Source organism: Roseovarius maritimus (genome assembly GCF_043355895.2).
In the GTDB taxonomy this organism is placed as follows: domain Bacteria; phylum Pseudomonadota; class Alphaproteobacteria; order Rhodobacterales; family Rhodobacteraceae; genus Roseovarius; species Roseovarius maritimus.
In genome coordinates, this window is record NZ_JBHFPF020000003.1 from 141,882 (window position 1) to 161,092 (window position 19,211).

The window sequence follows — 19,211 nt, forward strand, 5'->3', positions numbered from 1 at the left end:
ATTTTGAGTATTTATAACTAAGATGAAACATTAGCGTTAAAATCATGCTCGACGATACGGACAGGCGCATCCTGCGGCATTACCAGCACGCCCCTTCGGCGGCACTCTCGGATCTGGCGGATCTTGCGGGGGTCACGGCCAATACCTGTGCGCGGCGGCTGGAGCGGATGGAGGAAAGCGGCGTGATCCTCGGTAACCGCGCCGTGATCGACTGGCGAGCGCTCGGTTACGAGGTGGAGGTTTCCTTGCGCGCGCAGCTCGATAAGACGCGCCCCGAAGCCTTTGACGAGTTTACGGCAGCGGCGCGGCTTGTGCCGGAAGTGATCGAGATCCAGACCTTTCTGGGCCGGGTCGACCTGCGGCTGTATGTGATCGCGCGCGACATGGCGCATTATCAGCACATCTATCGCAGCGCGATCCTGCCCTTGCCGCATATCACGGATATCGAGGCGCTGATGCATATGGCGCGGATCAAGTCGGATGAAGGGCTGCCGCTGTGATCCCGCTGGATGACACGGACCGACAGATCCTGCGCGACCTGGTGCAGGACGCCACGCAGAGCGCCTCGGCACTCGGGCGCAAGCTGGGCCTCTCGCAGCCGGCGGTGTGGCGGCGGATCAAACGCCTGCATGAGACCGGGGTGATCAAGGGGAGGCGGCTGGACCTCGACCGTGAGAAGCTGGGCTTTGGCGTCAGCGTGTTTCTGGGGGTCAAGCTGGCGACCAAGGGGCGCGTTAGCCTCGATGATTTCGAGCGGGCGGTTTCGGCCATCCCCGAGGTGCAGAGTGTCGAGCATATCTTGGGCGTTTACGATTATCGCCTGCGGGTCGTCGCGCGCGATATCAGCGATTTCGAGCGTGTTTTGCGACGGCGCATCATGACTCTGCCGGGCGTCGGCGATGTCGAAGCGAATGTCCTTCTGAGCGAGGAGCGCCGGCCAGGGCCGATCTGAGCGGCGCCCGAGGGCACTGGCTTTTCGCCGCGGCGCACGCTAGCAATTGGACAGCTTTACAGGAGATGCCCCATGACCGCCCTTCTCGATACAGTCGATCCCGATGGCCTGCTGGAATATTCGGTGGTTTTCACAGACCGCTCGCTGAACCACATGTCCGCCAGCTTTCAGCAGGTGATGCGCGACATCTCGGGCATGTTGAAAGACGTCTACAACGCCGATGCTGTCGCGTTGATCCCCGGCGGCGGCAGCTACGGGATGGAAGCGGTTGCGCGGCAGTTCGGAGCGGATGCGCATGTGCTGATCGTGCGCAACGGCTGGTTCTCCTACCGCTGGAGCCAGATCTTCGACGCGGGCAAGTTCGCGGGTGAGCAGACAGTCTGCATGGCCCGGCAGACGGGCAACGGCGCGACCGCGCCCTATGCCCCCGCGCCGATCGAGGAAGTCACCGCGAAAATCCGCGAGGCGAAGCCCGACGTCGTCTTTGCGCCGCATGTGGAAACCTCGGCGGGGATCATCCTGCCCGATGATTACGTGACCGCGCTCGCCGACGCCGCGAATGACGTGGGCGCGCTTCTGGTGCTGGACTGCATCGCATCGGGCTGTGCCTGGATCGACATGAAGAAGACTGGCGTGGACGTGATGATCTCGGCGCCGCAAAAGGGCTGGTCTGCCTCGCCCTCTGCCGGGTTGGTAATGATGTCGGCGCGCGCAGTGGAGCGGCTGGAGACGACAAGCTCGAACAGCTTCGCGATCGATCTGAAGAAATGGTTCCAGATCATGCAAGCTTATGAAAACGGCGGCCATGCCTATCACGCCACCATGCCCACCGACGCGCTGCGCGCCTTCCGCGACACGATGCTGGAGACGAAGGAATACGGCTTTGACCGGCTGCGCGATGCGCAATGGGCGCTGGGCAACGGTGTGCGGGCGATGCTGAAGGAACGGGGCGTGAAATCGGTCGCCGCCGAGGGATTCGGCGCGCCGGGTGTCGTGGTCAGCTACACGGACGATCCTGATATTCAGAACGGCAAGAAATTCGCCGCCGCGGGCATGCAGATTGCCGCGGGCGTGCCCCTGCAGGTGGGAGAGGGCGAGGAGTTCCGCACCTTCCGCCTCGGCCTCTTCGGCCTCGACAAGCTCTATGACGTCGATGGCGCGTTGAAGAGGCTGGAGACGGTGTTGGACAAGGTGCTCTGATCAGCCCTTGGCGCCAAGACCCAGCCGCATCAGTGTGCGCCGCACCGGGGCCAGCGCGTAGAGCGCGTTGAGGCCCATCGCCCGTGCGTCGCGCAGCGGCTGGGCGTCCATCATCGACGCGCGGTTGAGCATGTCGATCCCTTTCATGCGGACCGCCACCTTGGTATGGCGCGCCCGGTGATAGGCGTCCAGCATGGCGGTATCGCCCAGCGTATCGGGCGATTTGCGCGCCAGATCCAGCAGGGCGCGCAGGTCCGCGAGTGAGGTATTCAGCCCCTGCGCGCCGATGGGCGGCATGACATGCGCGGCCTCGGCAATCAGCGCCACGCGCTGCGCGCTGTAGCGATCCGCGATCTGGCTGATGATGGGCCATGTGCTGCGCTGCGAGGCCAGCGTGAGCGGGCCGAGGATGTGGCAGCTGCGCGCGTTCAGCGCCTCGTTGAAGGCGGCCTCGTCCAGCGCGGCGAGGCGCTGCACTTCGGCTCCGCGCTCCATCCAGACCACCGCGGAGGAGGGTATGCCCTCGTGATCGGGCAGAGGGACCAGCGTGAAAGGGCCGCCGCTGCGGTGGATCTCGGTCGAGACATTGCCATGCGGGATGGGGTGCGTGACGGCAAAGGCCAGCGCCTTTTGCCCGTAGCGCGTGGTATGCACGTCGATGCCCGCTGCCTGCCGGATGGGTGAGCCGCGACCGTCGGCGGCGACGACCAGCCGGGCGGTGACGTGGCTGCCATCGGTCAGGCGCACGCGCGCCTCAGAATCGCGGGTCAGAAGGCCGTCGGTGCCGATGCCGGGCCGGAAGGTGATGTTCTTCGCCGCCCCGACATGGGCCAACATCTCGTGCCGGAGAAGCCAGTTTGGCAGGTTCCAGCCAAAGGGCTGATCCGAAATTTCGCTGGCATCGAAGGACCGGGTGAGGCGCGGCGCCCCTTCGGCCCCGCCGGCATCGATGATGCGCATCGTCTGCAAGGGCATGGCGTGGGCGGCGAGGCGATCCCAGAGGCCGCATTCCTCCAGCAGGCGCTGCGCGGGTTGCAGGAAGGCCGTGCTGCGCATATCGGCGCCCTTGGCGCTGCGCTCGGTCACGGGGGCGGCGGGATCGACGCAGAGCACGCTGAACCCGGCTGCCCCAAAGGCGGCCGCCGCCGTCAGGCCCGCGATGCCGCCGCCCGAAATCAGGATGTCGACCTTGTCCATGCGCGTATCCTTTCGATGCCGTTGCCTCTACATAGAACCGCAGGACGGCGGGGGCCAGCCGGCAAGAGGCCGCAGTCAGACCAGCCGCGCCAGAAACCCGCCCAGATCGTCCGTATGGTGGTGGATATGCGGCGCCTCGTGAGGATCGGGCGCGACAAGGACGCAGCGCAGGCCCATCGCATGCGGCTGCGCCAGGTTGCGCGGATCATCCTCGAACATGGCGGCGGAGGCAGCGGTCAGCCCATCGGCGGCAAAGACCGCCTCGAAGGCGCTGCGCTGAGGCTTGGGGGTGTAACCCGCATGCTCGACCCCGTAGATGGCGTCGAAAATGCCGCCAAGGCCGCGCGCCTCGGCGACACGCTCGGCATAGGGCGCGCTGCCGTTGGTAAAGATGATCTTGCGCCCCGGCAGGGCGGTGATGCGCGCGCGCAGGTCGGGATCGGGGCTGAGCACGCTCATGTCGATGTCATGCACGTCGATCAGGTATTGCTCAGGCGCCATGCCATGCACGTTCATCAGCCCGGCCAGGGTCGTGCCATGGTCGCGCCAATAGTCGACGCGCAGGCGGTCGGCCTCGGCATGATCCACGCCCAGCGTGTCCATCACGAATTGCGTCATCCGCACCTCGATCTGGTCGAAAAGGCGCAGGTGCGGCGAGTATAGCGTGTTGTCCAAGTCGAACACCCAGGCGTCGACATGGCTGAAATCCTGTTTCGGCATGGCAGGCAAACTAGAGGCGCGGGCGGGGCTGTCAATGGAGGCGAGGCTTGATTGCAGGGACGCACGCGCCTACCGTCGCGCGAATGACAGCCAGAACCGGAACCATGCCCATGAAACCGCCCCAGACAGACGCCTATTCGCTGATTCTGGGGGCGATCGACATGGGCGATTTCCGCCCCGGCGACCGCCTGGTCGAAAGCGATCTGGCCGAGCGTTTCGGCGTGTCACGCACGCCCATCCGCGAGGCGCTGCAGCGGCTGGAGACGCAATCCCTGCTGACGCGGGACGGGCGCAGCCTGATTGTCGCTTCGCTGGATCATAATCAGCGCGCCGAACTCTATGTCGTGCGCGCCGAGCTGGAAGGGCTGGCCGCCAGTCTTGCGGCGCGCCACGCCACGCCCGAGGAGGTCGCCGTGCTGCGCGACATGGTCGAGCAGGACCGGGCGCTGATCGGCGATCCGGCCAAGATGGCCCGCGCCAACCGGCGCTTTCACAAGCAGATCCATCTGGCCTCGCATAACCGGTTTCTCGTGCAGCAACTGGGCCTTGTGCATCGCTCGATGGCGCTGATGGCGACCACGTCGCTGGCGGCGGAGGGGCGGGGCGAGGATGCGATTGCCGAGCACGATGCCATCGTCGCGGCCATCGAGGCGGGCGATTCGCGAACGGCACATGATGCGCTCAAAGCGCATATTTCAAAGGCGTTCGTGACCCGGCTCAAGCTGGAATCGGGCGAGGTCAAATCGACGCTTTGAGGCGTCAGATATCGGTTTGCGTGCCTTGGAGCGAGTGACCGTGGCTGGTCTTGTCCCAGTAGAACGGGGCGGTGATCATCTCGTAAACTGCCTTGATCGCGGCGATGGTGCCAAGCGGCGTGTAGAGATGCATAGTCGGCGTCCAAGGCAGTAGATGACGGTGCTTTCGCCCCGATACGCCCAGCATGTAAAACCCGATATTCAGGATCTCGACCGCGAGAAACAGCTTGCCGAACATCAGCAATCCCTCGCGCGGCAGCACCGGGTCCAGCGGGTGGGGCAGGCCAAAGAGGACGAGCCAAAAGGACCACAGGAAGGGCGCCAGCAGGAATTGAGAGAGCGCAGCCAGGAAATGCGCCTGAAACCCCCAGAATTTCCAAGCGCCCAGTTGCCGGTGCAGCAGCAGTGGGCGCCGCATGTGAACCAGGTAGGTTGTCATGTAACCCTTGAGCCAGCGCGACCGCTGCTTGATCCAGGCCCAGGGATGACAATTCGCCTCCTCCCCGGTGACAGTGCCGATCACTTCGGTGCGATAGCCGTGCCGGGCGAGGCGAAAGCCCAGATCGGCATCCTCGGTCACGTTATGCGCATCCCACCCGCCCAGCTCCTCCAGTACGTCACGTCGGAAATAAAGCGTTGTGCCGCCCAGCGGGATGGCGAAGCCCAGATGCGCCATGCCGGGCAGCATCACGCGAAACCATGTTGCGTATTCAATGGTAAAGCACCGTGCCAGCCAGTTCTGACGCGGGTTGTAATAGTCGAGCACACCTTGAAGGCAGACCACATCGGGCGGTGCAGCGGCAAAGCGGCGGGCGATCTGCGTGATCTGGTCCGGGTCCGGCGCATCCTCGGCGTCGAATATACCGACGATATCGCCCTCACAGAAATCCAGCGCGTAATTCATCGCGCGCGGTTTGGTTCGTGGTTGGCCATCGGGCACGATGATGGCGCGCATCCAGGGCGGCAGGTCTATGCCATGGACGGTATGGCGCGTCGTTTCATCGGTTTCTTCCAAGACGAGGATGACGTCCAGCAGGCATTTCGGATAGGTCAGACGGCTCAGCCGTTTGATGAGCGCCTCCGCGATCCGCGTCTCGCGGTAGAGCGGCACAAGGATCGAGACCTTGGGCAGCTTGGCTGCCGCAGGCAGGGGCGGCTGGATCGTCTGAGGCGGTCCGGCAATGACCCGCGCGCAGGACGAGCTGAGCTTGAAAGCTGCCGAGATGACCAATGTCAGTGCAGCCCAGCCCACGAAAAGGCCAAAGACGAGCGCCGGATAAACGACGCTGGCCGCGATGCAGAATCCGATGGCCAAGATCGCCAGCGCCCCGCGCCGCGCCGGTGACGCAGACCAGGTTCGGCAACTCTCGCTTGCCGGCGCGCGCGCCTCGGCAGCGGCGGTCAGCGCGATACGCGCCGCGTCGGCCATGGCTCCCTGAATGGCGCGTCGCGGCGCGATGACGGGCCCCCGGCGCCGCAGCCCATCCGGCAGATCGCCCAAGGCATCGGCCGCCTCGGGGCGGTCCACCGCGAGGCGCAGAACACCATCCGCACCTCGCAGTGGCGCGGCTCCCCGCCGAATCAAGCTGCGCGCGTCGATACCGGCAAGCAGTTCGGCGCCAGCGCGCAGTTCGGCGGCCGTCGCGGTCCGCAGGCCCGCGCGCGTAGCTTGTGCCTGAAGAACGTCCGCTTCATCCAGGAGCCCCTCGGCGCGCAGCACGCGATCGATTGGCGCGTCGCAATTGGCCTGCACGATCTGGGCCAGGTCGGCATCGGATTGCGAAATCGTGCCAGCCTGCACCAGATGGTGCCCCAGCGCACAGAGCGGGGCGGGCCGCCCTGCATCCGGCCGCAGGCTGACAGATGTCCAGGACTGCGTGTCCAGCTCTCGCAGTTCTGAAATACCCATAGGATGCCCTTCGCCCTCACTTGTAGCGAAGAGTTTCGTTCATTCTGGTTAACGGATAGTAAACAGCCGCGGAAAAAATCCTTAGGAAACGGGCGCTCTGGCGGCCATCGAGGCCGCAAACCGTTCAAAAAGGTAAAAGCTGTCCTGCGGGCCGGGGCTTGCCTCGGGGTGGTGCTGCACCGAAAACACCGGGCGATTCTCCAGCGCAATCCCGCAATTCGACCCGTCGAAAAGCGATACATGCGTCTCGGATACGCCCTTTGGAAGGCTTTGGCCGTCGACGGCAAAACCGTGGTTCATCGACGTGATCTCGACCTTGCCCGTCGTGTAATCCTTGACCGGGTGGTTGGCGCCGTGATGGCCGTGGCTCATCTTGACGGTCTTGCCGCCCAGCGCGAGGGCCAGCATCTGATGGCCAAGGCAGATGCCAAAGATCGGCAGATCGGCATTCAGCAGCTCCTGAATCACGGGCACGGCGTAGACGCCCGTCGCCGCCGGATCGCCCGGACCGTTCGACAGGAATACGCCATCTGGCTCATGCGCCAGCACCTCCTCGGCGGTGGCCGTGGCGGGCAGGACTGTCACGTCGCATCCCGCGCTGGCGAGGCAGCGCAGGATGTTGCGCTTGGCGCCATAATCTATCGCGACCACCTTGTGCAGCGCGTTCTCCTGCACCGGATAGCCGTCGGGCCAGGCCCAGCGCATTTCGTTCCAGCGATAGGACTGCGCGCAGGTCACGTCCTTGGCCAGGTCCAGCCCTTCGAGCCCGGCAAAGGCGCGGGCCTTTTCGACCAGCGCACCGACGTCGAAATTGCCCTCAGGGTCATGCGACAGCGCGACATGCGGCGCGCCTTGCTGGCGAATGGCGCGGGTGAGGCGGCGTGTATCGACGCCGCCCATGGCGATGCGCCCGCGCTGGGCCAGCCAGTGCTGCAGCGTCTGCGTGCTGCGCCAGCTGCTGGGTTCGGTCGGGTCCCACTTGACAATCATGCCCGCAGCCACCGGATCGGCGGTCTCGTCATCCTCGGCGTTGGTGCCGGTATTGCCGATATGCGGAAAGGTGAAGGTGACGACCTGGCCTGCATAGCTGGGGTCGGTCATGATCTCCTGGTAGCCGGTCATTGCGGTGTTGAAGCAAAGCTCGGCCACGACCTCGCCAGTGGCGCCAAAGCCGCGCCCGTAGAACACGCTGCCATCGGCCAGCGCGAGACAGGCGGTAGGGCGGGACTGGGGCGCATCGGGCATGGCGGCTCTCCGGTATGGGGGCTGTTGGGGCAGGATCAATTCGGGCTGACAGGCGCAAAATCTGCGCGAAACTAAGGGTGCCTCCCCAAAGGGTCAAGGGCCAAGGGGCGCGAGGTGACGTAGCGGCAGGGCGCTGGTCGGTTGCTTTGAGGGGCGTGATTGGATAGGTAGCGTGGCTTGTGACACCGCGCCGGACGATTGATCCGCCGCTGGGGCCAGAGGATTGAGACATGCAGAACACTTTGCGCGACCGCGTCAACGACGCCCTCAAGCAGGCGATGCGCGACAAGGACGCCCCCCGCCTTGCCACGCTGCGGCTGATCAACGCTGCGATCAAGGATCAGGAAATCGCAGCCCGCGCCAATGACGGGGATACGCAGCTCGGCGACGATGACGTGCTGGTCATCCTCGGCAAGATGACCAAGCAGCGACAGGAATCGGTGCGCGCTTATGAGGAGGCGGGCCGCATCGACCTGGCCGAGCGCGAGCAGCAGGAGGCGGCCATCATCGCCGAATTCCTGCCCCGCCAGCTTTCGGACGAAGAAATCTCCGCCGCCATCGAGGCCGCCATCGACGAGACGGACGCAAGCTCGATCCGTGACATGGGCAAGATCATGGGCGTGCTCAAGGCCAAATATACCGGCCAGATGGATTTCGGCGCCGTGGGCCCGCGCATCAAGGACCGGATGACGCAGTAACGCGCGGTCGGGCGTTGGCCGCCATCTTTCACCGTTCCAAAAATACACGAAAACCCGGCCCGGCAAAGGGCCGGCCCCTCTGCGTCTAGGCGTTGGCCCGCGCGAGGCTCAGCGCGCCGGTCAGTTCGGCGAAGAGTGCCTTGCGTTCATCCTCGGACAGGAACGCGCCCACTTCCACCTCGCGGCCCGACCCGCGCAGGGTGATGTAATTGGCGACCGGCCCGCCGGTGGGATAAATCTGGGCTTGTGCCCAATAGGCATTGCAATCCCATTTCTGTACGTCACCGCGCGGATTGGTGCGGGTCAGCAGCACCTCCTGCGCGTCGATGATCAGCGCTTCATGCATGCGTCCGGACGCATAGCTGCGTTCCAGCGCCCACCACATCAGCACGACGGCCAGGGCCAGGAATGGCAAGAGGCCCCACAGCACCACGGTACCCACCAGCGCAAAAAGCGGGATCGAGAACATCAGGCAGGTTGCCAGCATGAAACCGGCAAAGCCGCGCCGGGGCAGGGATCGGTGCGGCCACATATCCAGGCGGCGGGTATCGGTTCCAATCGCGGGTGGGGACCATTCATACGGCATGGCTATAAAAATAACTCGAAGCTGCGGTTTGAAAAGTGGACTCTGTGCGGTCTTTTGCCGCCCTGACCATCGGCAAGGCCCGCACGCCTAGCGAGCGTATTTTATGAACGGCGTCAGCACACCGATCCGGTCATAGAGCTGCCGGGCCTTGGCGTTGAAATCCTGCGTCATCCAATAGACGGATGGCCGTCCGTCGCGGTCTGCGGCCTCATAGACCGCCTCGATCAATTTGCGGCCCACCCCGGTGCCGCGCGCCGCAGGATCGGCGTAGAGATCCTGCAGGTAGCAGACATCCTCGATCTTCCAGTTATGCGGATGATAGATGTAATGCACGAGGCCCACGGGATGATCGCCCCTGAGCGCCAGAAGGCCGTTCTGGTTGGGGCGGTCTTTGGACAGAAGTCGCCGGAACGTGGTCTCATAGACCTCTTCGGGCACTGAGGTTTCGTAATATTGCAGATACCCGGTCCAAAGGCGGCGCCACTCGGCCTCGTCCGAGGATTGGAGGGGGCGGATGGTAAGCGTATCTGACATGGGCGGCCTCGTTGATTCCCGACATGTGCCGTCAGCCTAGCCGATGACGTCCGCGCCGACAGCCCTTATTTGCCTGCCGTCACTCGGCGGCGACGGCACCCGGATCGACCAGCGCCACGATGTCGCGCATGATGGTGTTCAGCTCGAAATCCTTGGGCGTGTAGACCCGTGCGACGCCCATGGCGCGCAGGCGGGCCGCGTCCTCCTCGGGGATGATACCGCCGACGATCACCGGCACGGCGCCAAGGCCAGCATCGCGCATGCGCTGCATCATGTCCTCGACCAGCGGAATGTGACTGCCCGACAGGATCGACAGGCCCACCACATGCGCGCCGTCCTCCTTTGCTGTGCGCACCAGTTCCTCGGGCGTGAGGCGGATGCCGCGATAGTCGATATCCATGCCACAATCGCGCGCGCGGAAGGCGATCTGCTCGGCCCCGTTGGAATGCCCGTCGAGGCCCGGCTTGCCGACCAGGAACTTGAGCCGGCAGCCCAGCTTGGCCGAGGCGGAAGCGACCGCCTCGCGGATGTCGTCGAGACCCTCGGTCATGTTCGACGGGCTGGTGCTGACGCCGGTGGGGCCGCGATATTCGCCGTGCACGGCGCGCATCTGCTGCGCCCATTCACCGGTGGTCACGCCCACGCGCGCGGCGTTGATCGAGGCGGGCATGATATTGCGCCCCTCGGCCGCGGCGGCGCGCAGGTCGGCCAGCGCGTCCTTGACGGCGGCGGCGTCGCGCGCGGCCTTCCAGTCGTTCAGGCGGCCGATCTGCTCGGCCTCGACGGCGGGATCGACTGTCATGATGCCGCCATCCTCGGTCTGCAGCGGCGACGGCTCGCCCGTCGTAAACTTGTTGACGCCGACCACGGTCGTTTCGCCCGCCTCGATCCGGCCCAGACGCGCGGCATTGCTGCCGACCAGCTGCGCCTTCATGTAGTCGATGGCCCCGATGGCACCGCCCATGCTGTCCAGGCTGGCCAACTCGCTCCGCGCACCGTCCTTCAGCGCATCGACGCGTGCGTCCACTGCCGGGTTGCCGTCGAAGAGGTCGTCGAATTCCAGCAGATCCGTCTCGTAGGCCAGGATTTGTTGCATACGCATCGACCATTGCTGATCCCATGGGCGCGGCAGGCCCAGCGCCTCGTTCCAGGCAGGCAGTTGCACGGCGCGGGCGCGCGCCTTTTTGCTGAGGGTCACGGCCAGCATCTCGATCAGGATGCGGTAGACGTTGTTTTCAGGCTGCTGCTCGGTCAGGCCGAGGCTGTTGACCTGCACGCCGTAGCGAAAGCGACGGAACTTGGCATCCTTCACGCCGTAACGGTCTTGCAAAATCTCGTCCCAGAGGTCCACGAAGGCGCGCATCTTGCACATCTCGGTTACGAATCGGATGCCGGCATTGACGAAGAAGCTGATGCGCCCGGCCAGCACCGGGAAATCCTCCTCGGGCACGCGGGGGCGCAATTCGTCCAGCACGGCGATGGCTGTGGCGAGGGCGAATGACAGCTCCTGCTCGGGCGTCGCGCCGGCCTCTTGCAGGTGGTAGGAACACACGTTCATCGGGTTCCACTTGGGCACGTTCTTGTAGCAATACTCGGCCACGTCCCCGATCATCTTGAGCGACGGTTTCGGCGGGCAGATATAGGTGCCGCGGCTCAGATATTCCTTGATCAGGTCGTTCTGCACGGTGCCTTGCAGGGTCGAGGGGTCCACTCCCTGCTCCTCGGCCACGGCGATGTAGAGCGCCAGCAGCCAGGGCGCCGTCGCGTTGATCGTCATGGACGTGTTCATCTGCTCCAGCGGAATGTCCGCGAAAAGCTGCCGCATGTCGCCCAGGTGGCAGATCGGCACGCCGACCTTGCCGACCTCGCCCCGTGCCAGAACGTGATCGCTGTCATAGCCCGTCTGCGTCGGCAGATCGAACGCCACCGACAGGCCCGTCTGACCCTTGGCCAGGTTCGCGCGGTAGAGCGCGTTTGACGCGGTGGCGGTCGAGTGACCTGCATAGGTGCGGATCAGCCACGGACGGTCTGCGGTGGGCTTGGACATGATCTTGCCTCGCGGTCTGGTAACAATATTGCGCTTGGGGTTAACTATGCGAAAGATTGAGTTGATGTCAATTCGCCGCAATGCGGCAATTTCGATGCCGCGCATGCGATGCATCCCCGCCGCGGTGCCGATCTGATTACAGATGCCGGACGTCATGCGTCTGGTCTGGCGCGCGCTCTTGCCCTACAAGCCGCGCACATCACGACACCGGCGATGCCAGTGGCATCCGCGCCACGAGGGATCCCCATGATAGGACCACGCGAAGTGCTTTATGATATTCCGTCCAGTCTGATCGCACTCGGCCTATTGGCGCTGATGCTGGTCGCCATGGGGATTGCCTGGATGATCGGGCGGCGCAGCCACCGCAACCAGTCCGAGGAGGGGCGCAGCCAGACGACCGCTGTCCAGGGCTCGATGCTGGGCCTTCTGGCGCTGCTTTTGGGTTTCACCTTCTCGCTGGGCCTGTCGCGGCATGACACACGCTCGTCCGCCGTGGTGGACGAGGCGAATGCCATCGGCACCGCCTGGCTGCGTGCCGATTTCCTACCCGAGGATCTGCGCGCCGAGGCCAAGGCTGATCTGCGCCGCTATACCCGCCTGCGTCTCGATGCCGCCGAAGTGCCGGCCGACCAGACGCAGCGGCGCAAGCGCCTAGTCGCCAACGCCGAGGGTGCCTTTGCCGAGCTTTGGGAGCAGGCCTCGGCCCATGCTGCCAGTGCGGGCGGGCCGGCGGCGGTCAGCTATGCCGCCTCGCTCAATGACATGATCGACGCGCTGGGCGCGCGCGATGCCGCGATCGAGCGGCATGTGCCCGAGATCGTGCTTTTCATGCTCTTCGGCACGTTCATCCTGTCGGGGGCAATGCTCGGGTTTTCCTCGGCGCTCGCGGGGACGGCGCCTGCCACACCTGTCTATCTGATGTTGGCGCTGATCGTGCTACTTGTCTTCATGATCATTGATCTTGACCGCCCCCGGCGCGGCCTGATCGAAGTGGACCAGCGTCCCTTGTCCGCCTTGTTGGCGGGGATGCAACAGAAATAGACATGCAGCGTCCCGCCCTTTGATGGTCGGGGCGCGCGGTATCAGGGGGATCGAGCGCGTGACATCGACGGTGGATATGCCCCTCTGGGCCCTCTTGCTGCTGATTGCCTTCGCGGCTGTCACCTTCGCCTCGCATTTCCTCTTTCCCTCCGTGCGCTGGTTCTTTCGCCGCCGGCTGGAGCGCGCGGTGGCCAAGCTGAATACCCGTCTCCACCGCCCGATCGAGCCCTTCAAGCTGGCCCGACGCCACGACATGATCCTGCGCCTGATCTATGATCCGGACGTGACACAGGCCATCGTCGACTATGCCGCGCGCAACAACGTGCGCGAGGATGTCGCCTTCGAGCAGGCCCGCCGCTATGCGCGCGAGATTGTCCCAAGCTTCAGCGCCTTTGCCTATTTCAGCTTCGGCACGCGGGTGGCGAACTGGCTGGCTAATCTGCTCTATGATGTAAAAACCGGCCCGGATAACAGCGAGATCATCCACGGGATCGAGCATGACGCGACGCTGATCTTCATCATGAACCACCGCAGCAACATGGATTACGTGCTGGTCACGACACTGGCCGCCCAGGCCTCGGCGCTGTCATATGCCGTGGGTGAATGGGCGCGCGTCTGGCCGCTGAGCCGCCTGATCAAGGCGATGGGCGCTTATTTCATCCGTCGGCGGTCGCGCGGGGGGCTCTACCGCACCGTGCTGGCGCGCTATGTGCAGATGGCGACCACCGGGGGCGTGACGCAGGCAATCTTCCCTGAGGGTGGCCTGACGCTGGACGGTCGCGTCAGACCGGCCAAGCTGGGCCTGCTGTCCTACGTGGTCGAGGGGTGGAAGCCCGGCGGGCGTGATGTGGTCTTTGTGCCCGTTGCCATCAATTACGACCGCGTTCTGGAGGACCGCATCCTGATTGACGCCGCCGCGCGTGGCGATCGCAGGTTTGCTGCCAGCAAGCGCGCGGTCATCCGCTCGGCCGCTCGCATCATGTGGCAGCGGTTGCGGGGTCGGTTCACCCGCTATGGCACGGCGGCAGTGGTCTTTGCCCCGCCCGTGCGGCTAAGCGAGTATGGCGCGACGCCGCAGCTGGAGGATCTGGGCCGCGACCTGATGGACCGGATCGAGGCGGCGATGCCGCTTCTGTGCGTGCCGATGGTGTCGCGCGCATTGCTCCACCGGCGCGCGCCGATGGATGCGGCGGCGCTGGCCGTTGCAGCGCGTGAGGTATTGCGGATCGGCGGGGCCGACATGCCGCTGATCGACGATATCGACGCAGAGGTTGCGCGCGCCTGCGCCGCGCTGGCCGCGCGCGGAGCAATCCGCAAGGGCACGGGCGGCTGGACGGTGACCGAGAGCGGAACGCCCCTTCTGGCCTTTTACGCCGCCTCGATCGCGCATCTCTTGCCCGGCAGCGACAGCCCCTTGAATGCTGCGCTTGCAGTCGATGTTTCTGCGCCTGCGGGGTCATAAAGTTACAAAAAACCACACCCCGGCATTGCATTGTTGCGTAGGGGCCGGTATTCCCAAGGTAGATCGCCGCGATTCTGCATTGCGGCAAGACACCGATACAGGAGGCCCGCATGGCACTGGACACCGATACCGGCATCGCGCGCTACGACGCACCCGAAAAGGATCTCTACGAGGTCGGCGAGATGCCCCCGATGGGCTACGTGCCCAAACAGATGTATGCGTGGACCATCCGCCGCGAGCGGCATGGCGAGCCCGACAAATCCTTCAAGCAGGAAGTGGTCGACGTGCCGACGCTGGACAGCAACGAGGTGCTGGTCCTCGTGATGGCGGCGGGCGTCAACTATAACGGCGTCTGGGCAGGCCTCGGCCAGCCGATCAGCCCTTTCGACGTGCACAAGGCCGAGTATCACATCGCAGGAAGTGACGCCGCCGGTATCGTCTGGGCCGTGGGCGACAAGGTGCGCCGCTGGAAGGTGGGCGACGAGGTGGTCATACACTGCAACCAGGACGATGGCGACGATGAGGAGTGCAATGGCGGCGATCCCATGTTCTCGCCCAGCCAGCGGATCTGGGGCTACGAGACGCCGGATGGTTCCTTCGCGCAATTCACCAACGTGCAGGCGCAGCAACTGATGCCGCGCCCCAAGCATCTGACATGGGAAGAAAGTGCCTGCTACACGCTGACGCTGGCCACCGCCTACCGCATGCTCTTTGGCCACGAGCCGCATGACCTGAAGCCCGGCCAGAACGTGCTGGTCTGGGGCGCCTCGGGTGGCCTTGGCTCCTATGCGATCCAGTTGATCAACACGGCGGGCGCCAATGCGATTGCCGTCATCTCGGAGGAGGACAAGCGCCAGTTCGTCATGGATCTGGGCGCCAAGGGCGCCATCAATCGCAAGGATTTCTCCTGCTGGGGTCAGTTGCCCAAGGTCAATACCGATGAATACAACGCCTGGCTGAAAGAGGCGCGCCGCTTTGGCAAGGCGATCTGGGAGATCACCGGCAAGGGCGTGAATGTCGACATGGTCTTCGAGCATCCCGGCGAGGCGACATTCCCGGTCTCGTCGCTGGTCTGCAAGAAAGGCGGCATGGTCGTGATCTGCGCCGGCACGACCGGGTTCAACTGCACCTTCGACGTGCGCTACATGTGGATGCACCAGAAGCGCCTGCAAGGCTCGCATTTCGCGCATCTGAAACAGGCCAGCGCGGCGAACAACCTGATGGTCGAGCGCAGGCTGGACCCCTGCATGTCCGAAGTGTTCCCATGGGCCGACATCCCCGCCGCGCATCTGAAAATGCTGCGGAACGAGCACAAGCCCGGCAACATGGCCGTGCTGGTTCAATCGCCCCGCACCGGCTTGCGGACGGTCGAGGATGCGCTGGACGTGCGTGGCTAGACATCGCGGATTTGTTTTGTTGAACCCGCCCCGACATATGTCGGGGCGGGTTTTTCTTTGGCGCGTGGGGCGGCAACAGGGCGTGCTGTGCCTGCTGCGATGATCTTGTCTGATGAAACTCGTGACTCTGCCCGCGCACCGTCCGTGCAGCGCAATACAAATGCGGTCTTTACGCTGCAGGGCAGCATAGCAATCACGTTGCAAACCTTGAAAGCGTGTAGTTTAGTCGTGTCCTCATGTCTCATAGAGTTCAAGGAGGAACCCTCATGAAAACCGGTTTCACACGCCTCATGCGCGCCGCAGGCGTCGGCGCTGCGATGATGGCCGTCGGCACTGTCGCATCCGCGCAAGAGCCGCAGTTTTTCCGCATCGGCACCGGCGGCACGTCCGGCACCTACTATCCCATCGGCGGCCTGATCGCGAACGCGATCTCGAACCCGCCCGGCTCGCGTCCCTGCGAAGAAGGCGGCTCCTGCGGGTATCCTGGTCTGATCGCCTCGGCACTGTCGGCCAACGGCTCGGTCGCCAACATCAACGCCATCGCGGGTGGCACGCTGGAATCGGGTTTCTCGCAGTCGGATGTCGCCACATGGGCGCAGACCGGCACCGGGATCTGGGAAGGCCGAGACGCGGTCGACAACCTGCGCGCCATCGCCAACCTCTACCCCGAGACGATCCATCTGGTTGCGTCGGCGGATTCGGGCATCACTTCGGTGTCTGACCTCGCAGGCAAGACAGTCTCGCTGGACGAGCCGGGCTCCGGCACGCTGGTCGATGCACGCATCATCCTCGGCGCCTATGGCCTGAGCGAGGATGACGTCGACGCCGCCTTCCTCAAGCCCGACCAGGCGGCCGAGCGTATGCGCGATGGCGCGATGGACGCGTTCTTCTTCGTGGGCGGCTTCCCGGCGGGTGCTATCGCCGAGCTGGCCAGCCAAGAAGACATCACCCTCGTCCCGATCTCGGGCGCAGAGGCCGAGGCCGTGACCGGCGAATACACCTTCTTCGCCGAGAACGTCGTGCCCGGCGGCACCTACGAGGGCGTTGCCGATGATGTCACCACCCTGTCGGTCGGTGCCCAGTGGGTCACCAGTGCCGATCAGCCCGAAGACCTGATCTACGGCATCACCGCCGCCCTTTGGAATGAGAATACCCGCAAGCTGCTGGATTCCGGTCACCAGAAGGGCAAGGAAATCACCGCTGAGACAGCGCTTGACGGTATCGGTATTCCGCTGCATCCGGGCGCCGAGAAGTTCTACCGCGAGCAGGGCCTGATCGAGTAATCGGTCCAATCGCCGCTCCGTCGGCCCGCCACGCGCGGGCCGGCTTGCCATCCCCTACATCGCAGCGAGGCGACAATGGCCGAGACATCGGAATCGGAACGCGTCAAGGAAATGACCGACGCGGAAATGAAGGCTCTGGAAGAGAAGTATGATCCAGAGGTCCGGTTCAGGCCGCTCCTGCCCAGCATGCAATGGATCATCGGCGGCGTCCTTTTCATCCTCTCCTGCTATCATTTCTATACGTCCGGCTACGGCATCCCGCAGGCCACCGTGCATCGTGGCACGCATCTGGCCTTTACGCTGGGCCTGATCTTTTTCTCATTCACCGTGTTTGGCGCGCGCCCCGAGCCGCGCAATACGCTGCTGACGCCCATGGGCGTGTCATTGGCCGACTGGGTCTTTGCCATCGCGGGCATTGTCTCGGCGCTGTATGTGCCATGGGTTTTCAACGATCTGGCGTTCCGTGTCGGCAACCCGCTGATGATCGACGTTTTGATGGGCACCATTCTGATCGTGGTTCTGATGGAGGCGACGCGCCGCGCCATGGGCTGGCCTCTGCCGGTGATTGCAATCCTCTTCATGGCCTATGCCTATTTCGGCCAGTCGATGCCCGGCGTGCTGACCCACCCCGGCGCCAGCTGGACCAACATCGTCAACCACCTCTACCTGACATCCCAGGGCATCTACGGCACCGCGCTGGGCGTGATTGCGACCTATGTGTTCCACTTCGTCCTCTTCGGCGTGATGGCCACGCGCATCGGCCTCGGGCAGCTTTTCATCGACCTCGCATCGTCCCTCGCGGGCCGGTTCGCGGGCGGCCCGGCCAAGGTTTCGGTCGTGTCCTCCGCGATGCTCGGCTCAATCTCAGGCTCGTCGATTGCCAACACCGTGACAACCGGCTCGCTCACCATCCCTGCGATGATCCGCATTGGCTATCCACGCCACTTCGCGGCGGCGGTCGAGGCGGCAAGCTCCACTGGCGGGCAGATCACGCCGCCCGTCATGGGCGCGGTCGCCTTCCTGATGATCGAATATCTCGGAGTCCCGCTGACCACGATCCTCACCGCAGCGCTCGTCCCGGCCTTCATGCACTTCTTCGGCGTGCTGGTGCAGGTCCATCTCGAGGCGCGCCGCCGCGGCCTGCGTGGCCTCAGCAAGGATGAGCTGCCCGTTGCATGGGCCGTCTTCAAGGCTGGTTGGCTGACCACGCTGCCGCTCTTCGTGCTGGTGGCAACGCTGCTGTCGGGCAAGACGCCCTACCTTGCCGCCTTCTACGGGATCCTCTCGTGCATCCTCGTGCTGATCATCCAGAACCTTGTGCGCCACGGCAGTGATGTCATGGGCGCAGCGCGCGCCTCGGTGTCCGAGCTTTGGGACAGCTTCGTCACCGGCGCCAAGTTCTCGCTGTCGGTCACCGCCGCCGCAGCACTCGTGGGTGTCATCATCGGTGTCGTCACACTGACTGGTGTCGGCTTCAAGATTGCCTACATGGTCACCTCGGTCGCGGCCGGCTGGGCGGCCAGCGTGCATGGCTTCCTCGCCTTCATCCCGTTCGAGGTGATGACGGTTCCGGCGCTGACACTGATGTTCACGCTGATCATGACGGCCATCGTCTGCATCCTGATGGGTTGCGGCATCCCGACCACGGCCAACTACCTGATCATGATCGCGGTGGCGGCGCCGATCCTCGGGATGCTGGGGGTGCAGCCGCTCGTGGCCCATTTCTTCGTCTTCTACTACGGGGTCATGGCCGACATCACGCCGCCTGTGGCACTCGCTGCCTATGCGGCGGCGGGGATCGCGGATTCGAATGCGTTCAAAACGGGTAATACGGCCTTCCGCCTCGGCATGGGCAAGGCGCTGGTGCCTTTCGTCTTCGTCTTCTCGCCGTCGCTCTTGCTGGTTGTGGACGGGTTCACCTGGACGCAGTTCCTGATCGGCGTGACAGGCGCGATGGCTGGCATCTGGATGCTGTCGGCAGCCTTCGCCGACTGGCTGATCGGCCCGATGCGCGCCTATGAGCGGGCGCTGCTGGCGGTAGCCGCGATCCTTCTGGTCGCGCCCAACCTCTACGCCACGCTGGTCGGCCTCGCGCTGATCGCGCCGGTGGTCATCCGCCAGTTGCCGATGTTGCGGATGACAACAGCCGAGCGGGCCGCGCTCTAGACAACAAAACGCCGGGCGG

Annotated in this window: 17 protein-coding genes; 10 read left to right on the forward strand and 7 right to left on the reverse strand. The window is 64.5% G+C overall.

The features are described 5' to 3' along the window. The first annotated feature begins 44 nt into the window (after window positions 1-44). From ACEWPM_RS08005 to ACEWPM_RS08015, 3 genes are all read left to right on the forward strand, one after another. Window positions 45-500 (forward strand): Lrp/AsnC family transcriptional regulator, encoded by a 456-nt coding sequence (locus ACEWPM_RS08005; RefSeq protein WP_393961140.1) that lies wholly within the window; start codon window positions 45-47, stop codon window positions 498-500. Continuing rightward, entirely contained in the window at window positions 497-952 is a 456-nt protein-coding gene (locus tag ACEWPM_RS08010; protein WP_393961141.1) for an Lrp/AsnC family transcriptional regulator, read from the forward strand. The genes ACEWPM_RS08005 and ACEWPM_RS08010 overlap by 4 nt, the downstream gene beginning before the upstream one ends. 72 nt (window positions 953-1,024) lie before the next feature. Further along, window positions 1,025-2,152 (forward strand): aminotransferase class V-fold PLP-dependent enzyme, encoded by a 1,128-nt coding sequence (locus tag ACEWPM_RS08015; RefSeq protein WP_393961142.1) that lies wholly within the window; start codon window positions 1,025-1,027, stop codon window positions 2,150-2,152. Here ACEWPM_RS08015 and ACEWPM_RS08020 read toward each other — a convergent pair whose 3' ends face one another. Together ACEWPM_RS08020 and ACEWPM_RS08025 are read right to left on the reverse strand one after the other, a co-directional pair. After that, on the reverse strand, window positions 2,153-3,349 hold the full coding sequence (locus ACEWPM_RS08020) for a UbiH/UbiF family hydroxylase (RefSeq protein WP_393961143.1): 1,197 nt from the start codon (window positions 3,347-3,349) through the stop codon (window positions 2,153-2,155). A gap of 75 nt (window positions 3,350-3,424) precedes the next feature. Further along, on the reverse strand, window positions 3,425-4,069 hold the full coding sequence (locus ACEWPM_RS08025; RefSeq protein WP_393961144.1) for a pyrimidine 5'-nucleotidase: 645 nt from the start codon (window positions 4,067-4,069) through the stop codon (window positions 3,425-3,427). A gap of 104 nt (window positions 4,070-4,173) precedes the next feature. Between ACEWPM_RS08025 and ACEWPM_RS08030 the strand changes: the two genes are divergently transcribed. After that, window positions 4,174-4,824, forward strand: coding sequence for a GntR family transcriptional regulator (locus tag ACEWPM_RS08030; RefSeq protein WP_393961145.1), 651 nt, complete (start codon window positions 4,174-4,176; stop codon window positions 4,822-4,824). A gap of 4 nt (window positions 4,825-4,828) precedes the next feature. On the opposite strand, the gene ACEWPM_RS08035 is transcribed toward ACEWPM_RS08030, so the two are convergent. Together ACEWPM_RS08035 and carA are read right to left on the reverse strand one after the other, a co-directional pair. Beyond that, complete coding sequence (locus tag ACEWPM_RS08035; RefSeq protein ID WP_393961146.1) at window positions 4,829-6,733, reverse strand: glycosyltransferase; 1,905 nt, start codon at window positions 6,731-6,733, stop codon at window positions 4,829-4,831. 81 nt (window positions 6,734-6,814) lie between these two features. Then, window positions 6,815-7,978: a glutamine-hydrolyzing carbamoyl-phosphate synthase small subunit gene (gene carA, locus ACEWPM_RS08040; RefSeq protein ID WP_393961147.1), complete on the reverse strand. Its 1,164-nt coding sequence runs from the start codon at window positions 7,976-7,978 to the stop codon at window positions 6,815-6,817. 230 nt (window positions 7,979-8,208) lie between these two features. Between carA and ACEWPM_RS08045 the strand changes: the two genes are divergently transcribed. After that, a complete protein-coding gene (locus ACEWPM_RS08045) occupies window positions 8,209-8,676 on the forward strand; it encodes a GatB/YqeY domain-containing protein (RefSeq protein WP_393961148.1) in 468 nt (155 codons plus the stop codon). A gap of 85 nt (window positions 8,677-8,761) precedes the next feature. Here ACEWPM_RS08045 and ACEWPM_RS08050 read toward each other — a convergent pair whose 3' ends face one another. The 3 genes from ACEWPM_RS08050 to ACEWPM_RS08060 form a co-directional block, all read right to left on the reverse strand. Continuing rightward, window positions 8,762-9,208 (reverse strand): DUF2244 domain-containing protein, encoded by a 447-nt coding sequence (locus tag ACEWPM_RS08050; RefSeq protein WP_393932795.1) that lies wholly within the window; start codon window positions 9,206-9,208, stop codon window positions 8,762-8,764. A 141-nt stretch (window positions 9,209-9,349) separates the two neighbouring features. Next, a complete protein-coding gene (locus ACEWPM_RS08055; RefSeq protein WP_393961149.1) occupies window positions 9,350-9,796 on the reverse strand; it encodes a GNAT family N-acetyltransferase in 447 nt (148 codons plus the stop codon). Window positions 9,797-9,875: 79 nt separating this feature from the next. Next, window positions 9,876-11,843, reverse strand: coding sequence for a methylmalonyl-CoA mutase family protein (locus ACEWPM_RS08060; RefSeq protein WP_393961150.1), 1,968 nt, complete (start codon window positions 11,841-11,843; stop codon window positions 9,876-9,878). A gap of 246 nt (window positions 11,844-12,089) precedes the next feature. On the opposite strand from ACEWPM_RS08060, the gene ACEWPM_RS08065 reads away from it, so the two are divergent. The 5 genes from ACEWPM_RS08065 (at window position 12,090) to ACEWPM_RS08085 (ending at window position 19,192) form a co-directional block, all read left to right on the forward strand. Further along, a complete protein-coding gene (locus tag ACEWPM_RS08065; protein ID WP_393961151.1) occupies window positions 12,090-12,884 on the forward strand; it encodes a bestrophin-like domain in 795 nt (264 codons plus the stop codon). Between the two features lie 58 nt (window positions 12,885-12,942). Continuing rightward, complete coding sequence (locus ACEWPM_RS08070; RefSeq protein WP_393961152.1) at window positions 12,943-14,346, forward strand: 1-acyl-sn-glycerol-3-phosphate acyltransferase; 1,404 nt, start codon at window positions 12,943-12,945, stop codon at window positions 14,344-14,346. A gap of 110 nt (window positions 14,347-14,456) precedes the next feature. Beyond that, window positions 14,457-15,743 carry a crotonyl-CoA carboxylase/reductase gene (ccrA, locus tag ACEWPM_RS08075; RefSeq protein ID WP_393961153.1) on the forward strand — a complete coding sequence of 429 codons (1,287 nt, stop codon included), beginning with the start codon at window positions 14,457-14,459 and terminating at the stop codon, window positions 15,741-15,743. Window positions 15,744-16,033: 290 nt separating this feature from the next. Then, window positions 16,034-17,026, forward strand: a complete 993-nt coding sequence (locus tag ACEWPM_RS08080) for a TAXI family TRAP transporter solute-binding subunit (protein WP_393961449.1) — start codon at window positions 16,034-16,036, stop codon at window positions 17,024-17,026. Between the two features lie 75 nt (window positions 17,027-17,101). After that, window positions 17,102-19,192, forward strand: a complete 2,091-nt coding sequence (locus tag ACEWPM_RS08085; RefSeq protein ID WP_393961154.1) for a TRAP transporter permease — start codon at window positions 17,102-17,104, stop codon at window positions 19,190-19,192. Window positions 19,193-19,211: the final 19 nt, after the last annotated feature.

Coding starts and splice junctions, on each gene's coding strand:
- ACEWPM_RS08065 (WP_393961151.1), top strand. CDS start 12,090: ATGATAGGACCACGCGAAGTGCTTTATGATATTCCGTCCAGTCTGATC.
- ccrA (WP_393961153.1), top strand. CDS start 14,457: ATGGCACTGGACACCGATACCGGCATCGCGCGCTACGACGCACCCGAA.
- ACEWPM_RS08020 (WP_393961143.1), bottom strand. CDS start 3,349: ATGGACAAGGTCGACATCCTGATTTCGGGCGGCGGCATCGCGGGCCTG.
- ACEWPM_RS08025 (WP_393961144.1), bottom strand. CDS start 4,069: ATGCCGAAACAGGATTTCAGCCATGTCGACGCCTGGGTGTTCGACTTG.
- carA (WP_393961147.1), bottom strand. CDS start 7,978: ATGCCCGATGCGCCCCAGTCCCGCCCTACCGCCTGTCTCGCGCTGGCC.
- ACEWPM_RS08045 (WP_393961148.1), top strand. CDS start 8,209: ATGCAGAACACTTTGCGCGACCGCGTCAACGACGCCCTCAAGCAGGCG.
- ACEWPM_RS08060 (WP_393961150.1), bottom strand. CDS start 11,843: ATGTCCAAGCCCACCGCAGACCGTCCGTGGCTGATCCGCACCTATGCA.
- ACEWPM_RS08035 (WP_393961146.1), bottom strand. CDS start 6,733: ATGGGTATTTCAGAACTGCGAGAGCTGGACACGCAGTCCTGGACATCT.
- ACEWPM_RS08030 (WP_393961145.1), top strand. CDS start 4,174: ATGCCCATGAAACCGCCCCAGACAGACGCCTATTCGCTGATTCTGGGG.
- ACEWPM_RS08080 (WP_393961449.1), top strand. CDS start 16,034: ATGCGCGCCGCAGGCGTCGGCGCTGCGATGATGGCCGTCGGCACTGTC.
- ACEWPM_RS08015 (WP_393961142.1), top strand. CDS start 1,025: ATGACCGCCCTTCTCGATACAGTCGATCCCGATGGCCTGCTGGAATAT.
- ACEWPM_RS08005 (WP_393961140.1), top strand. CDS start 45: ATGCTCGACGATACGGACAGGCGCATCCTGCGGCATTACCAGCACGCC.
- ACEWPM_RS08050 (WP_393932795.1), bottom strand. CDS start 9,208: ATGTGGCCGCACCGATCCCTGCCCCGGCGCGGCTTTGCCGGTTTCATG.
- ACEWPM_RS08085 (WP_393961154.1), top strand. CDS start 17,102: ATGGCCGAGACATCGGAATCGGAACGCGTCAAGGAAATGACCGACGCG.
- ACEWPM_RS08055 (WP_393961149.1), bottom strand. CDS start 9,796: ATGTCAGATACGCTTACCATCCGCCCCCTCCAATCCTCGGACGAGGCC.